This is a genomic window from Tabrizicola sp. (assembly GCF_034366665.1).
Taxonomy (GTDB): Bacteria; Pseudomonadota; Alphaproteobacteria; order Rhodobacterales; family Rhodobacteraceae; genus Tabrizicola.
Map to the genome: position 1 here is coordinate 1 of NZ_JAXMMF010000059.1, position 14787 is coordinate 14787.

Annotated in this window: 11 protein-coding genes and 1 pseudogene; 6 read left to right on the top strand and 6 right to left on the bottom strand. The window is 66.7% G+C overall.

Features of this window, described 5'->3' with window-relative positions; genetic code table 11:
* From U1E69_RS07985 to U1E69_RS08000, 4 genes are all read right to left on the bottom strand, one after another.
* The coding region (locus U1E69_RS07985) for a hypothetical protein (protein ID WP_322243833.1) at positions 1 to 1946 on the bottom strand (1946 nt) is incomplete at its 3' end.
* A 147-nt stretch (positions 1947 to 2093) separates the two neighbouring features.
* Positions 2094 to 3344 (bottom strand): VWA domain-containing protein, encoded by a 1251-nt coding sequence (locus tag U1E69_RS07990; protein WP_322243835.1) that lies wholly within the window; start codon positions 3342 to 3344, stop codon positions 2094 to 2096.
* Positions 3345 to 3408: 64 nt separating this feature from the next.
* Positions 3409 to 4314: a MoxR family ATPase gene (locus U1E69_RS07995; protein ID WP_322243837.1), complete on the bottom strand. Its 906-nt coding sequence runs from the start codon at positions 4312 to 4314 to the stop codon at positions 3409 to 3411.
* Between the two features lie 15 nt (positions 4315 to 4329).
* A complete protein-coding gene (locus tag U1E69_RS08000; RefSeq protein WP_322243937.1) occupies positions 4330 to 5250 on the bottom strand; it encodes a LysR substrate-binding domain-containing protein in 921 nt (306 codons plus the stop codon).
* A gap of 85 nt (positions 5251 to 5335) precedes the next feature.
* Between U1E69_RS08000 and U1E69_RS08005 the strand changes: the two genes are divergently transcribed.
* The 3 genes from U1E69_RS08005 (at position 5336) to U1E69_RS08015 (ending at position 8775) form a co-directional block, all read left to right on the top strand.
* Positions 5336 to 6568, top strand: coding sequence for an acyl-CoA dehydrogenase (locus U1E69_RS08005; RefSeq protein ID WP_322243838.1), 1233 nt, complete (start codon positions 5336 to 5338; stop codon positions 6566 to 6568).
* A 95-nt stretch (positions 6569 to 6663) separates the two neighbouring features.
* The gene (locus U1E69_RS08010; protein ID WP_322243840.1) at positions 6664 to 7689 is read left to right on the top strand and encodes a glycosyltransferase family 2 protein; all 1026 of its coding nucleotides are present in this window, start codon (positions 6664 to 6666) and stop codon (positions 7687 to 7689) included.
* 168 nt (positions 7690 to 7857) lie between these two features.
* Positions 7858 to 8775, top strand: a complete 918-nt coding sequence (locus U1E69_RS08015; RefSeq protein ID WP_322243841.1) for a phosphoadenosine phosphosulfate reductase — start codon at positions 7858 to 7860, stop codon at positions 8773 to 8775.
* On the opposite strand, the gene U1E69_RS08020 is transcribed toward U1E69_RS08015, so the two are convergent.
* Positions 8772 to 9167, bottom strand: a complete 396-nt coding sequence (locus U1E69_RS08020; protein WP_322243844.1) for a lysozyme inhibitor LprI family protein — start codon at positions 9165 to 9167, stop codon at positions 8772 to 8774. The two genes, U1E69_RS08015 and U1E69_RS08020, sit on opposite strands and share 4 nt — an antisense overlap.
* A gap of 90 nt (positions 9168 to 9257) precedes the next feature.
* On the opposite strand from U1E69_RS08020, the gene pyrC reads away from it, so the two are divergent.
* From pyrC to U1E69_RS08035, 3 genes and pseudogenes are all read left to right on the top strand, one after another.
* Positions 9258 to 10298: a dihydroorotase gene (gene pyrC, locus U1E69_RS08025; RefSeq protein WP_322243846.1), complete on the top strand. Its 1041-nt coding sequence runs from the start codon at positions 9258 to 9260 to the stop codon at positions 10296 to 10298.
* 83 nt (positions 10299 to 10381) lie between these two features.
* Positions 10382 to 11058, top strand: a pseudogene (locus U1E69_RS08030) (orotate phosphoribosyltransferase).
* A 214-nt stretch (positions 11059 to 11272) separates the two neighbouring features.
* On the top strand, positions 11273 to 12796 hold the full coding sequence (locus U1E69_RS08035) for a replicative DNA helicase (RefSeq protein WP_416200266.1): 1524 nt from the start codon (positions 11273 to 11275) through the stop codon (positions 12794 to 12796).
* On the opposite strand, the gene U1E69_RS08040 is transcribed toward U1E69_RS08035, so the two are convergent.
* On the bottom strand, positions 12793 to 14688 hold the full coding sequence (locus U1E69_RS08040; protein ID WP_322243848.1) for a cation-translocating P-type ATPase: 1896 nt from the start codon (positions 14686 to 14688) through the stop codon (positions 12793 to 12795). The two genes, U1E69_RS08035 and U1E69_RS08040, sit on opposite strands and share 4 nt — an antisense overlap.
* Between the last annotated feature and the right edge of the window lie 99 nt (positions 14689 to 14787).

The following is a 14787-nucleotide window of genomic DNA, read 5'->3' on the forward strand; positions in this document are numbered from 1 at the left end:
ACCGGTTCCACGTCGATGGTGGCAGCCAGCGCCCGCACTTCCGGGATTTCGCGGATCTGACGAAGCGAGAACTTCCGACCGGCGCTTTCGGCTTCCAGCGCGGCAAGCTCGCGCTTCAGCGCGGTGTCGTCGTCCTTCGACGAGATGACGATCCGGCGGCTCGGCTTCGGCAGATCGCGGATGACCACGACTTCCTCTTCGGCAAGGTCATCGAACAGGATGACTTCGCGGCCAAGGTCGTCATAGGTCGCCCGGCGCAGCACACGGCCCGTCGCGTCGCGGATGGTGACGACCTGAGTGCCGTCAGTGCGCTCGACGATGGTCCGGGTCGAGCCGTCGCGGAAGGTTTCCGTCCGCACGGTCGAGCCGGGGCGGCGGATCACGGTGTCGTCGTCCTTCAGCACCCGGTAGGTGCCGTCGGGCTGCAGCACGATGACCCGGTCGCCGGTGTTCGACACGACGCGGCTGTCGCCGGACCCCATCGTCGAGACGGTGGTGTCGGTCGCTGCAGCCGCGCGGTTGTTCTTGATGATCGCGCCGACGGCCAGAGCACCAAGCACCAGAAGTCCGGCCTTCTCCAGATCCGAAAAACCGCTCTTCTTGCCGTCACCAAGCACCTTCGGCGCCGCCGAAAATTCCTCGGCAGAGGTCCGGGCGGTTTCCTCGGTGATCGTCTGGGTCGTCTCGGCCACCAGATTGGCCGGGTCCGCTGCGACGATCCCGGTCGCCTCTCCGGTCGCCTCGTCGGTCGGGGCGGTCACCAGTTCGGCGGCCGCAAGCGTCGACGGGTCGATGACCGTCGGGTCGGCGGTCAGAAGTTCGGTCAGGCTTTCGACCTCGGCCTCGGTGACTTGCGGAGCCTCGACCGGTTCGACTTCGACGGCCGGATCGGGCTCGGCAACCATCAGGCCAGCGGCAGGATCGACGATTTCGCCGCCTTCGGTGATGGCAAGTTCCGCCTCGGCCGCTTCCAGAGCTGCCGCTTCCGCCACCGGATCGACCGGCGCGCCGGTGCTGGGGTCGACAGTTGCGTCGGCTTCGACGGCTGCCTCGGCAGCGGGTTCTTCAGCCGCTGGTTCTTCGGCAACGGGTTCTTCTGCGACAGGCTCTTCTGCAACTGGCTCTTCTGCAACTGGCTCTTCTGCAACTGGCTCTTCTGCAACTGGCTCTTCTGCAACTGGCTCTTCTGCGGCGGGTTCTTCGGCAGCGGGTTCTTCCACAACCGGCTCTTCCGCAGGAGCCTCCTCGACAACAGCTTCGTCCGCCGGAGCGGCCTCTTCGACGACAGGCTCTTCGGCGGGGGCTTCCTCGACGACGGGCTCTTCGGCAGGCACCTCTTCGACGGCAGCTTCCTCGGCAGCGGCGGCTTCTGCGGCGGCAGCTTCTGCGGCGGCAGCGTCTGCAGCAGCCGCTTCCTCGGCAGCGCGGGCGGCGGCTTCTGCTTCGGCGGAAGCTTCTGCAGCCGCTTCGGCGGCGGCCTGCTCTTCAGCAGCAAGCGCGGCGGCGGCGTCGGATTCTGCCTGTGCCTGGGCTTCGGCTTCGGCCTGGGCGGCGGCGGCGGCTGCGGCGGCATCCGCATCGGCCTGAGCCTGGGCTTGCGCGTCCGCTTCAGCGGCAGCGGCGGCCTCGGCTGCGGCTTCCGCGTCGGCTTGCGCTGTCGCTTCGGCCTCGGCCTGAGCAGCGGCCTCGGCAGCGGCAGCCGCTTCGGCGGCCTGTGCGGCGGCGGCTTCGGCTGCCACTGCGGCGGCAGCGGCGGCATCCGCCTCCAGCTGCGCGATGATCGCGTCGAGGTCGCACGCCGCGTCGGCCGTCGGCACGCAAAGCACCGCGCCGTCGTTGCCGGTGACCGAGCCGTCCTCGTTCAGCACCTGGGCAAAGCCAGGCATCGTGCCCAGGGGGCTGATCGCCACCGAAAGGGCCGTGGTGGATACCAGAAGTCTTCTCATGAACCAGTCCTCATTCTGATGGGCACAGGAATAACGGATATGAATTCATCCGGTTCCCGATGGCCCTGATACGCATAACAAAGGGCATGGGGTCCTGATATGCGATATCACGGACTTGCAAAGCCATAACCTTCGGCGGGGAGCCGCCTAGGAGCGGATCATTGCCATCAAGCGGTCCCGCTCGCCGTGGTCCGAGGGTTCCGAGATCGCGCGGCCAAGCGCTTCCAGCGAGGCGATGGAATGGCCGGCGCGAAAGCTGTCGACATGCGGCAGGATCGCGCGGATGCCCTGGGCGCGGGGGGCAAAGCTGGTCCAGCGGAGGAGCGGGTTCAGCCAGATCAGGCGGCGGCACGACAGGTGCAGGCGTTCGGTTTCGCGGGCCAGAAGGGTGGTGTCGTCGCGGTCCAGGCCGTCGGTGATCAGCAGCACCACGGCCCCCTGCCCCAGCACGCGGCGCGACCAGTCGCGGTTGAAGCTGTGCAGCGACTGTCCGATCCGGGTGCCGCCCGACCAGTCCTGCGCCTGCGCACCTGCCGCGCGCAGGGCCGCGTCAACGTCACGGTCGCGCAGGTGGCGGCTGATGTTGGTCAGCCGGGTGCCGAAGGTAAAGGCATGCACCCTGGCCCAGCCCTGCCCCTTCCGGTTCGCGACGGCATGGACGAAGTGGAGCACCATGCGGGAATAGTCGGCCATCGAGCCGGAGATGTCGCAGAGCACGACCAGGTTCGGCCAGCGGGTGACGGGGGCCTTGTGGGCCAGGCGGGTGATTTCGCCGCCATGCCGCAGCGCCTCACGCAGGGTGCGGCGGGCGTCGATGCGCAGGGTCAGCGCGGAGGGCGCCATGCGGCGGGTCTTCAGCGGCTGGACGGGCAGCGACAGCTTTGCCAGCATCCGTTTCGCGGCGGCGACTTCCTCGGTCGACATCTGCTCGAAGTCGAGCGTCTTGAGCCGTTCTTCCGCTGAAATCGTGGCGGTGGCGTCGATCTCGATCTGGTCGCCTTCCGCGGTGTCCCTGGGGGCCGGGGGAAGCTGGCCGTCCAGGAGCGCCTCGGCAGCGCGCTTTTCGGCAGCCTGGGCGGCGCGGTCTTCCTGCACGCCGTGGACCTGGGGCAGCATGAGCGACATCATGTGGTCCAGGTAGCGCGGGTCGCGCCAGAAGAGGCGGAAGACCTGATCGAAGAGGAGGCGTTCCTCGGGGCGGGAAACGAAGATCGCTTGCAGGGTGAAGTAGAAGTCTTCGCGCCGGTCGAACCCTGCGGCGGCGACGGCATTCACGGCATCGAGGGTGCGACCGGGACCGATGGGCAGGCCCGCCTTGCGCAGCGCGCGGGCGAAATGGGCGATGTTGTGGGCAAGCTTGCCGTCTTCGGGGATGTCCAGCGGGGCGTATGTTGCCATCGTCGGAGCGAGGGGTTTCACACCCCTCGCGCTCCCCGTGGGATACTTGGACCAGTTTGAACGGTCATGCCGGGGCCAGTTCGCGTCTGACCTCGTCGAGAAGGCGCTTGGCCTCGGAGCCTTGCAGTTTCTGGATGTCGTCCTGGTATTTCAGGATCGCACCCAGGGTGTCGGAGATGACCTCGGGCGACAGGGCGATCACGTCGAGGGCCAGGAGGCACTTGGCCCAGTCGATGGTTTCCGCCACGCCGGGTCGCTTGAAGAGATCCTCGCGCCGCAGCTTCTGGACGAAAGCGACGATCTCCCGGCTGAGTTGGGACTGCGCTTCGGGGGCGCGGGCGTTCAGGATGGCAAGCTCGCGGTCGAAGCTGGGGTAGTCGACCCAGTGATAGAGACAGCGGCGTTTGAGGGCGTCATGCACCTCGCGCGTGCGGTTCGAGGTCAGGATGACGATGGGGGGCTCGGGGGCCTTGATCGTGCCAAGTTCGGGGATGGTGACCTGGAAGTCGGAGAGGGCTTCAAGGAGGAAGGCCTCGAACGGCTCATCCGTGCGGTCGATCTCGTCGATCAGAAGGACCGGCGCGCCGCCCGGTTGCGGGCGCATCGCGGCCAGAAGCGGGCGTTCGATGAGGTAGTCTTCGGTGAAAAGTTCCGTCTTCAGCTGGTCGCGGTCCGAGGTGCCTTCCGCGGTTCGGATGGCGATCATCTGGGCGGCGAAGTTCCATTCGGCGACGGCGGAAGCGGCGTCGAGGCCTTCGTAGCATTGCAGCCGGATCAGGCGCCGGCCCAGGGCGGTGGCCAGGGTCTTGGCGATTTCCGTCTTTCCGGTGCCGGCCTCGCCTTCCAGAAAGAGGGGGCGGCCGAGTTTCAGCGAGAGGAACACGACCGTGGCAAGCGCGCGGGAGGCGACATAGCCCTGCCCCGCAAGCAAGGTTTCGACGGCGTCGATGCTGGACGGGATCTGGGTCACGGGGCCTCCGGGCGTTCAGGAAAGAGTGGCGGGAGGTTCGGAGGGGGTCAAGGCGGGATCGGTCGCCTCGGCCTGCAACCATAGTCGTAGGGAGCGCAGCGGCGCGCGCTCGGGAAGGCTGTTGGGCCAGACAAGATAGTAAGAGCCGAGGGCGCGGACGGGGGGGCCGAAAAGCGGGACGAGGCGGCCTTCGGACAGCTCGCGCTGGATCAGGAAAGTGGGGACAAGAGCCAGCCCCATACCGTGGATCGCGCCTTGGGTGAGGGTCGCGAACTGGTCGAACATCATGCCGGCAGGCCGAAGGCCGGGGTGGCCGTGGTGGGCCAGCCAGCGGCCCCAGTCACCGGTGCGGGATTCCAGGTGCAGAAGCGGGTGGCGCAGGACGTCGGTCGCGGTCTGCAGCGTGGCAAAGCCGGGGGCGGCGACGGCAAGGATCTCTTCGTCCATGAGTTTCAGGCTGTCCACCCCCGGCCAGTCCTGCCGACCGTAATGGATCGCGGCGTCGAAGGTCGATCCGGTGAAATCGAAGGGCTTCAGCCGGGTGGAGAGATTGATCGTGACCTCGGGGTGGGTCTGGGCAAAGCGGGCAAGACGCGGGGCCAGCCAGTGCATCCCGAAGGCGGGAAGGATCGCCAGGTTGAGGGAGCCTCCGGTCGGATTGGCGCGCAGGGTCAGCGAGGCCGAGGCGAGAAGGTGAAGGGCACGGCGGACTTCGGCCACATAGTCGAGGCCGGCCGGTGTCAGGCGCAGGCGCTGGCGTTCCCGGATCAGAAGCGGCACGCCCAGTTGCGCCTCAAGCCCTTGCAAGGCGCGGCTGATGGCGCCTTGGGTGAGGTTCAGTTCCTTTGCCGCCCCGGAGGCGGTGCCAAGGCGGTCGACGGCCTCGAAGGCCATCAGGGTCGAGATCGGTGGCAGGTAGCGGCGGGGCAGCATTATGAGTTTCCCTCATGAACCCGTGCAGGGCTTTCGATAGCCTGCCCTGCCTTTTTCTGCAATGATGCGCCCAAAGATGGAGGTTCCCATGCCCGATACCCTGCACAGCCAGCCGAAGCTGAAAGCCAAGGACGCACCCGATCTGGGCCGGTTCGATTGGGAGGACCCGTTCCGGCTGGACGACCAGCTGACCGAGGAAGAACGGATGCTGCGCGATGCGGCACGGGCCTATGCGCAGGAAAAGCTGCAACCCCGGGTCATCGCGGCCTACCGGGAAGAGACGACCGACCCGTCGATCTTCCGCAAGATGGGCGAAATGGGCCTTTTGGGCGTGACGGTGCCCGAGGAATACGGTGGGCTTGGGGCGTCCTACGTCGCCTATGGGCTGGTCGCGCGCGAGGTCGAGCGGGTCGATTCGGGCTACCGCAGCATGATGTCGGTGCAGTCGTCGCTGGTGATGTATCCGATCTATGCCTACGGAACCGAAGAGCAGCGGATGAAGTATCTGCCGAAGCTTGCCTCGGGCGAGTTCATCGGCTGCTTTGGCTTGACCGAGCCGGACGCAGGGTCAGACCCGGCGGGGATGAAGACCACGGCGAAGAAGACCGCCAATGGCTATGTGCTGAACGGCGCGAAGATGTGGATTTCCAACGCCCCGATCGCCGATGTCTTCGTGGTCTGGGCCAAGTCCGAGGCGCATGGCGGCAAGATCAAGGGCTTCGTGCTGGAAAAGGGCATGAAGGGCCTGTCGGCGCCGAAAGTCGGGGGCAAGCTGAGCTTGCGCGCCAGCATTACCGGCGAGATCGTGATGAAGGACGTGGAGGTGGGCGAGGACGCGCTGCTTCCGTTCGTCGAGGGGCTGAAGGGGCCGTTCGGCTGCCTGAACCGGGCGCGCTATGGGATCAGCTGGGGCGTCATGGGCTCGGCCGAGTTCTGCATGCATGCAGCGCGGCAGTATGGTCTGGACAGGAAGCAGTTCGGCAAGCCCATCGCGGGGACGCAGCTGTTCCAGCTGAAGCTGGCGAACATGATGACCGAGATTTCGCTGGGCCTGCAGGCGTCGCTTCGCGTGGGGCGGCTCCTCGATGAGGCCAATGCGGCACCGGAGATGATCAGCATCGTCAAGCGCAACAACTGCGGCAAGGCGCTGGAGGCGGCCCGCTGGGCGCGCGACATGCATGGCGGCAACGGGATCTCCGAGGATTTCCAGGTGATGCGCCACATGGTCAACCTGGAGACGGTGAACACCTACGAAGGCACGCATGATATCCACGCGCTGATCCTGGGCCGGGCGATCACGGGCGTGCAGGCTTTCTTCTGATCCCGGCCCCGTGCTAGGCCTGTCGGGCGTGGCGCGGGGTGGAGACGGCGGATGCCTCCGGCGGGGATATTTGGACCAGTATGAAAGGGCGGGCGTTGAAGATCACGGCCGTCCTTTGCGTTCGGAATGAGGGCGCGTTCCTGCTGGAGTGGCTGGCCCATCACCGGGCTTGCGGGGTCACGGATGTCCTGGTCTTTTCCAACGATTGCGATGATGGCACGGATGCAATGCTGGACCGGCTGGAGGCCTTGGGCTGGCTGGCCCATGTCCGCAATCCGGGTCCTCATGCCGAGGGGCCGCAGTGGGCGGCGCTGAAGCAGGCCGACCGGCATCCTCTGGTGACGGAGGCGGACTGGGTGCTGCCGCTGGATGTCGACGAGTTCGTCAATGTCCATGCCGGCGACCGGACGATCCCTGCCCTGCTGGCCGCCTTGCCTGAAGCGACGGCAATCACGCTGACCTGGCGGCTTTTCGGCAATGCGGGTGTGGTCGAATTCAGGGATACCCCGCTGACCGAGACGTTCACCCACGCCGCTCCGTCCATCCTGCACTGGCCGTGGCGCGGCCTGCTGTTCAAGACCCTGGTCAGGAATGATGGCAGTTACGCCAAGCTTGGCGTGCATCGTCCGCGTGCCCCCGTGGCCGAGCGCCTGGCCGGGCAGCGGTGGTTCGATGGCTCGGGCCGGGAGTTGCCTGCGGCCTTTCACCGCGGGCGGATCTTCTCGGACGTCGGGCGCGACCACTACGGCCTTGTGCAGTTGAACCACTATGCTTTGGGGGCGGTGGAAAGCTTCCTTCTGAAGCGGGACCGCGGCCGGGCGGTGCATGCTGATGGCGGACTGGATGTGGGCTACTGGGTCGAGCGGAACTTCAGCGATGCAGAGGACCGGTCCATTCTGTCCCTGCAGAGCCGCGCCCTGCGCGAGACGCTGCGCATGGACCCGGTGCTGGGACCGCTGCACCAGGATGCCGTCGCCTGGCGGCACCAGCGGTTTCGTGCACTGATGCAAGAGGATGCCTGGCGCAGCTTCTACGGGCAGCTGCTGATGGCGGGGCCGACTCGGGTTCTTGACCGCGAGAGCGCCGAGGCAATCTGGAAGCCGCATCTGGTCCGCACCTAATCATGAAGCGTGAAATCCGGCAGGCCTGCAATCTTGGGTTGTACCGCAGGGGGATCGTTGCCGCCGAATGCGCGTCATGGCTGTAGACGTGGCAAATGTTTCCACCGCTAGGCCTTGTCGTGGCCGCAATCTGTCGCCAGAGTCTTTAGGCCAAAACCCCCTCACCCCATGCAGCATTCCGACAGTTTCCCGATGACCCCCGAAGTCCAGCCGCCCGCCTGGCAGCGCCCCATGCTGGAGATCGCCGAGGGCGATGGCGACTTTCTGCCGCTTGGGGACAAGCACTTTGCCTTCTTCGCCGAGGAACGGCCGCAGCTTCTGGTGACCTTCGAGGATGCCGCCGCCCTGCGTGAGCGGGAGGACCATCTGCCCGAACATTTCGCACTGGCGCAGAACCGGGGCTGGTCGATCCTGACAATCCTGGCCGAGGGCGAGACCTGGTGGCGCGACCCGGCGGTGTTTCGGTATTTCGACCGGCTGGCCGATGACGGGTTCCTGGAGGATTTCGACCGGGTGGTGTTCTATGGCGCGGGTCCTGCGGGCTATGCCGCGGCGGCCTACTCGATCACTGCGCCTCAGGCCGAGCTGGTGCTGGTCGCCCCCCGTGCGACGCTTGACCCGTCGCTTGCCGGCTGGGACGAACGCCACCGGATCGCGCGACGGATCAACTTCCGCGGCCGTTACGGCTATGCGCCGGACATGACGGAAAGTGCCTCGAAGGTCTGGCTGATCCATGACCCGCTGCACCAGCCCGACGCGATGCATGCGGCCCTTTTCCAGCGCCCCTGGGTCCACCCCTTGCACGCCCGCTATACCGGCGAGGGGACCGAGGACACCTTGCGCGAGATGAAGGTGCTGGACCGCATCCTGGAAGCCGCGATGGAGGGCAAGATGTCGTCCGAGCGGTTCTCGTGGCTGTGGCGCGGGCGGCGGTCGAACAGCAGCTACTTGCGGGCGGTGCTGGCGGCGGCGCGGCTGTCGGGCCACCCCCGGCGCGAGATCAAGATCTGCCGGTCGGTCACCTCACGGCTGAACGCCCCGCGATTCGCGCGGCGGCTGGAAGAGCTGACCGGAGACTCGGGCTAACCCGCATAGGCCTCGACCATGCTGGTGAGGTGGCCGGTGCGTTCCAAGGTCAGGACACGCATGCAGCCGTAGACCAGCAAGGGCTCGGCGCTGCCGCCCTTCATGGCATAGCCTTCGGCCTCGCAGGCCTTGTCGCGGAAGGTGATCCAGGCGCGCTGGGCCTCGCGCAGGGTTTCGGCCCCGCCCTGCTCCTCTTCGGGAAGATTCGCGTCCCAGTCTTCAAGCAGAGCCATCGCCTGCTGATAGGCCGCTTTCAGACCGGCATCGGCGGCCTCCCAATCGGCATAGGCGCAGGCGTTCAGGTCGACCTGGGCCATCGCATTGGCGCAGTCGACTTCCTGAGCGGCGGCGGGCAAGGCAAGGCAGGCGAACACAACCAGCGGACGGATCATTGGATGACTCCTTCGTTTCGCGATGATCCTTGCGCAGGTTGGCGCGCGATGCCACTGGAAACGGGGTCGGGTTTACGTTACCTGCCGGGCATGCATCAGATCACGCTTCGCCGCCCCGACGACTGGCACCTGCATCTGCGCGACGGCGCGATGCTGCAGGCCGTGCTTCCCGAAACCGCCCGCCATTTCGCCCGCGCCATCATCATGCCGAACCTGGTGCCGCCTGTGGTGACGCTGGACGACGCCGTGGCTTACCGGGACCGGATTCTCGCTGCCCTGCCCCATGGGATGACCTTCGAGCCCCTGATGACGCTTTATTTGACCGAGGGCACTGACCCGGCGGATGTCGAGCGCGCGGCGGCGTCGGGGCTGGTCAAGGCGGTGAAGCTTTACCCGGCGGGGGCCACGACGAACTCGCACTCCGGGGTGCGGGTCCTGACCAAGGTCATGCCGGTGCTGGAGAAGATGGCCGCGATCGGCCTGCCGCTGTGCACCCACGGCGAAGTCACGGACGCCCATGTCGACATCTTCGACCGTGAGGCCGTCTTCATCGACACCGTCCTTGATCCCCTGCGCCGACGCCTGCCCGAGCTGCGGGTGGTGATGGAGCATATCACCACCGAAGAGGGCGTCGCCTATGCGGCCGAAGGTGGCGACGGGCTGGCCGCGACGATCACCACGCATCACCTGATCATCAACCGCAACCATATCCTCGCGGGCGGGATCAAGCCGCATTACTACTGCCTGCCGGTGGCCAAGCGCGAAAAGCATCGACTGGCTTTGCGGAAGGCGGCCACCTCTGGCTCGCCGCGGTATTTCCTGGGCACCGACTCGGCCCCGCATGTCGATGCGCTGAAGGAACATGCCTGCGGCTGCGCAGGATGCTTTACCGCGACCAACACGATGTCCCTGCTGGCGCATGTCTTCGAGCAAGAGGGTGCGCTGGACCGGCTGGAGGGTTTCACCTCGCTGCACGGTCCCGCCTTCTACCGCCTGCCGGTGAACCAGGGCACTCTCACCTTGGAAAAGCGGGCCGAGGCCTGCACCTGGCCCGAGAAGATCCAGGCCGAGCCCGGCCCCGTCACCGTCTTCAACCCCGGCTTTCCCGTGCATTGGCACGTTCTGCCCTGACCGCTCCTCGATGACTTCGTCACTCGTCGCTGGCGCGAGGAGAAGCCGAAGGCGCACGACGAGCCTGCCCGAAAGGACACCGCATGATCCCCTCGACCTTCCCGCCCAAGGATGAAATCGCCCGGCTGACCGCCCGCGCCCTTCTGGAGATCAAGGCGGTCCACTTCAACGCCGAGACGCCTTTCACGCTGGCCTCGGGCCTGCCCAGCCCCACTTACATCGACTGTCGCAAGCTATCAGCTACCCGCGCATCCGGTCGGCGCTGATGGACTTCCTCTCGGTAACCGTGCTGCGCGAGGCGGGGTTCGAGGCCTTTGACAACATCGCAGGCGGGGAAACCGCAGGCATCCCCTTCGCCGCCCTTGTGGCCGAACGCCTCGCCTTGCCAATGACTTACGTACGGAAGAAGCCCAAGGGCTATGGCCGCAACGCCCGGATCGAAGGGGCGATGACCGAAGGCCAGCGCGTCCTGCTGGTCGAGGACCTGACCACCGACGGCGGCTCGAAGCTGTCCTTCGTCGATGCGATCCGCGAGACGGGGGCGACCTGCGGCCATACTGCCGTGATCTTCTACTATGGCATCTTCCCCGACACCGAGGCCAAGCTGGGCGCGCATGGCGTCAAGCTGCATCACCTGTGCACCTGGTGGGACGTGCTGGCCGAGGCGCGGGCGCAAGGGTCCTTTGACGCGGCCACGCTGGCCGAGGTGGAAAGCTTCCTGAAAGCCCCCCGCGCCTGGCAGGACGCCCGCAAGGCCTGATTCCCGCCCGACCCGTTCGCGCCGGTCGAAAACCCGCCTACTACGGCCTGCCGGGATAGCAAGGCCTAGGTTCCCGCTTCATCGCCGGGGCAAGATGTGGTAGGCTGAAACTTGTGGATAAGCGGCTTATGCACAGCTTTCCCCCAACCCAATCCACCGCCGGACATGCTAGGCGGTGGGCAGCAAAAACCAGAAAAGACGGCAGGGGGCAGACATGACCGAGATCACCGCACTACGGGCGATGGGGCCCGGCCCGATGGTTGCCGGCGCGTCTTCGGCTGCGTCCGAATCAGAGGTGCTGCCGCACAACATCGAGGCCGAGCAGCAGCTGCTGGGCGCGATCTTGACCAACAACGAAATCTTCGACCGCATCTCGTCCTTGGTGAAGGCCGAGCATTTCTTTGACCCGGTCCACCAGCGCATTTTCGAGGTCGCGGCGGCGCGAATCCTGAAGAACGCCCTGGCCTCGCCCGTGACGCTGAAGGCGTTTCTGGAGGATGACCAGGGCCTCAAGGAACTTGGCGGGCCGTCTTATCTGGTGCGTCTGGCGGGGGCCGCGATCTCGGCCTATGCGGCGCGGGACTATGCGCAGATGGTCTATGACCTGGCAGTCCGGCGCGAGCTGATCCAGCTGGGCCGGGACATCGCGGCGCAGGCGGCCAAGGTCGAGGTGGCGTCCGAGCCCAAGGACCAGATCATCGAGGCGGAACAGCGGCTTTACAAGCTGGGCGAACAGGGCGTTGCCGAGCGGGGGTTTCAAAGCTTTCTCAAGGCCGTAACCGACGCAGTGAATGTGGCCAACGCAGCCTATCAGCGCGACGGGGGCCTGGCGGGGATTTCCACCGGCCTGATTGACATGGACAAGAAGCTGGGCGGGCTGCACCCTTCCGACCTTCTGATCCTTGCCGGGCGTCCGTCGATGGGCAAGACCTCGCTTGCGACGAACATCGCCTTCAACATCGCCAAGGCGCACAAGCGCGGGCGGCTGCCGGATGGCGGCGAAGGGTCGGTCGAAGGCGGCGTTGTCGGGTTCTTCTCCTTGGAAATGAGCGCCGAGCAGCTGGCCGCGCGTATCCTGTCCGAAGCGGCCGAAGTCCCGTCCGAACAGATCCGCCGCGGTGACATGACCGAACAGGAGTTCCGCCGCTTCGTCGAGGCGGCAAAGTCGCTGGAGGCCTGTCCGCTGTACATCGACGACACCCCTGCCCTGCCGATCAGCCAGGTCGCGGCGCGGGCGCGACGGTTGAAGCGGACGCATGGGCTGGATGTGCTGATCATCGACTACCTGCAGCTTCTGAAGGGGACCTCCAAGGAAAACCGGGTCCAGGAGGTCAGCGAGATCACCCAAGGGTTGAAGGCCATCGCCAAAGAGCTGAACATTCCGGTCATCGCCTTGTCCCAGTTGTCCCGCGCCGTGGAAAGCCGCGAGGACAAGCGGCCGCAACTGAGCGACCTGCGGGAATCGGGCTCGATCGAGCAGGACGCGGACGTGGTGATGTTCGTCTACCGCGACGAATACTACAAGGAACGCGAAAAGCCCGGCGATCACGAGCTGGAAAAGATGGCGCAGTGGCAGTCGATCATGGAATCGGTGCATGGCAAGGCCGAGGTCATCATCGGCAAGCAACGCCACGGCCCCATCGGCACGGTGGAACTGTCGTTCGAGGGCCGCTTCACCCGCTTTGGCAACCTGGCAAAGCCCTGGCAGGGTCAGGGCGGGCCGGACGTGGGGTTCTAACCCTTCGCCCGGATCGGGTCTGCCAAGAGCCTGAGACCGTTCAGCACGACCAGCAGCGTCCCGCCTTCGTGGCCGAGGACAGCCAGCGGCAGCGGCAGTTCGAAGAAGAGGCTCCCGGTTACCAGCACGGCCATCGCGCCCAGGGCCAGCGTCAGGTTCTGCCGGATCACCCGCATCGTGCGGCGGGCCAGGCGGCGGGCGGCGGCCAGCTTCCTCAGATCATCGGCCATCAGGGCGACATCGGCGGCTTGCAGGGCCACCTCGCTGCCCGCCACACCCATCGCCACGCCGACATCGGCTCGTGCCAGAGCGGCGGCGTCATTCACGCCGTCGCCGATGAAGGCCACCTTGCCGCGTTTGGCCGCCGCATCGACCAGCGTGACCTTGTCGCCCGGCAGAAGACCTGCATGGATCTCGTCCGCGGCCAGGCCCAGCCGTTCACCGATCCGCGCCGCCACCGGGGCGCGGTCGCCGGTCATCATCAGGATGTCGGTCTTGCCCCCGGCCTTCAGCGCCACCAAAGCCTCGGCCGAGGTGGCGCGGGGTTCGTCGGCCACGGTGACAGCGCCAAGAACGCGCGAACCGCGCCCGACCAGGATCAGCGTTTCGGCCCCGTCGGCCAGACGCGCGACCTCGGGCGGCAAGGTGGCCCCCGTCCGCGCCAGCATCCGCGCGTTGCCGGCCCAGACCGGACCCTCGGCGTCGGCTCCGGTGATCCCCTCGCTGGGGTAGGAGCGGACATCCCGCACCTGGGTCGGGGTCAGCCCGCGTTCGGCCACCTCGCGGCGGATGGCGGCAGCGATGGGGTGCTCGGATTGCGCCTCAAGCCCCGCGGTGAGGGCCAGGAAGGCGTCCTCCTCCCCCTCCAGCACCAGGATATTGGTCACCGCAGCCAAGCCGGTGGTCAGCGTCCCGGTCTTGTCGAAGGCGAAGGTCCTGACCTCGGCCAGCCCCTCCAGCGCCGCGCCGCCCTTGAAAAGGACCCCGCCCCGCGCCGCCGCCGACAGCGCCGACAGGATCGCGGCGGGGACCGAGATCACCACGGCGCAAGGACTGGCCGCGACCAAAAGCGTGGCGGACCGATAAAGCGCCTCGCCCCCGTCATAGCCCACGGCGCGAAACCCGAACCAGGACAGAACCGAACCCACCAGCACCGCGATGGTGTAGCGCTGGCCAAACCAGTCCGAGAACCGCTCGGACGGCGATTTCATCGCCTGCGCCTCGGTCACCAGCTTGATCATCTGGGCAACCGTGCTGGTGGCCAGGGTCCGCGTCACCTCGACGGTCAGGATGCCGTCCAGGTTCACTGTGGCCTCATGCACCGGATCGCCCGGCACCTTCCGCATCGGCGCAGATTCCCCCGTCACCGTGCTTTCGTCCAGATGCCCCGAGCCTTCGGCCACCCGACCATCCACCGGCACCCGCGCTCCGGGGCGCAGGATGACACGGTCGCCCGGGGCAAGGTCGGCCACCGGGACCTCGACCACGCCCTCCGGCCCCAGACGCAGGGCGGTTTCCGGGCGCAGCTGCATCAGCGCCTCGACCGCGCGGCGGGCCTTGCCCATTGCCCGATGCTCCAGCGTCTGCGACAGGGAAAACAGCGCCAGCAGCACCGCACCTTCCAGCGCCGCCCCCACAGCCGCCGCCGCGAGGGCTGCGACGACCATCAGAAGGTCGATGTCCAGCCGGTGGTCGTCCCAAAGCTCGGACAGCGCCGTGCGCAACGGAGGCAGGCCACCGGACAGAAACGACACCCCCAGCGCGCCCCAGACCAGACCCGACGGCAAAGGCTGCAGGAAGGCGTCCAGCGTCGCGATGCCAAGGCCGATCCAGCACAGAAGCGTCAGATAAAGGTCCGCATCCTCGTCATGTTCCGTGCTGTGCTGGGACACTGGTGATCTCCCTTTTCCCGGACCCACCGTCGCGCAGGCGGCCGGAAAGGGCAAGCGCCCGCCCGGTCCAAGGTTTTCCCTTGACCCCGCCCCCGACCC

Coding starts and splice junctions, on each gene's coding strand:
- U1E69_RS07990 (WP_322243835.1), bottom strand. CDS start 3,344: ATGGCAACATACGCCCCGCTGGACATCCCCGAAGACGGCAAGCTTGCC.
- U1E69_RS08005 (WP_322243838.1), top strand. CDS start 5,336: ATGCCCGATACCCTGCACAGCCAGCCGAAGCTGAAAGCCAAGGACGCA.
- U1E69_RS08015 (WP_322243841.1), top strand. CDS start 7,858: ATGCAGCATTCCGACAGTTTCCCGATGACCCCCGAAGTCCAGCCGCCC.
- U1E69_RS08020 (WP_322243844.1), bottom strand. CDS start 9,167: ATGATCCGTCCGCTGGTTGTGTTCGCCTGCCTTGCCTTGCCCGCCGCC.
- pyrC (WP_322243846.1), top strand. CDS start 9,258: ATGCATCAGATCACGCTTCGCCGCCCCGACGACTGGCACCTGCATCTG.
- U1E69_RS08035 (WP_416200266.1), top strand. CDS start 11,273: ATGACCGAGATCACCGCACTACGGGCGATGGGGCCCGGCCCGATGGTT.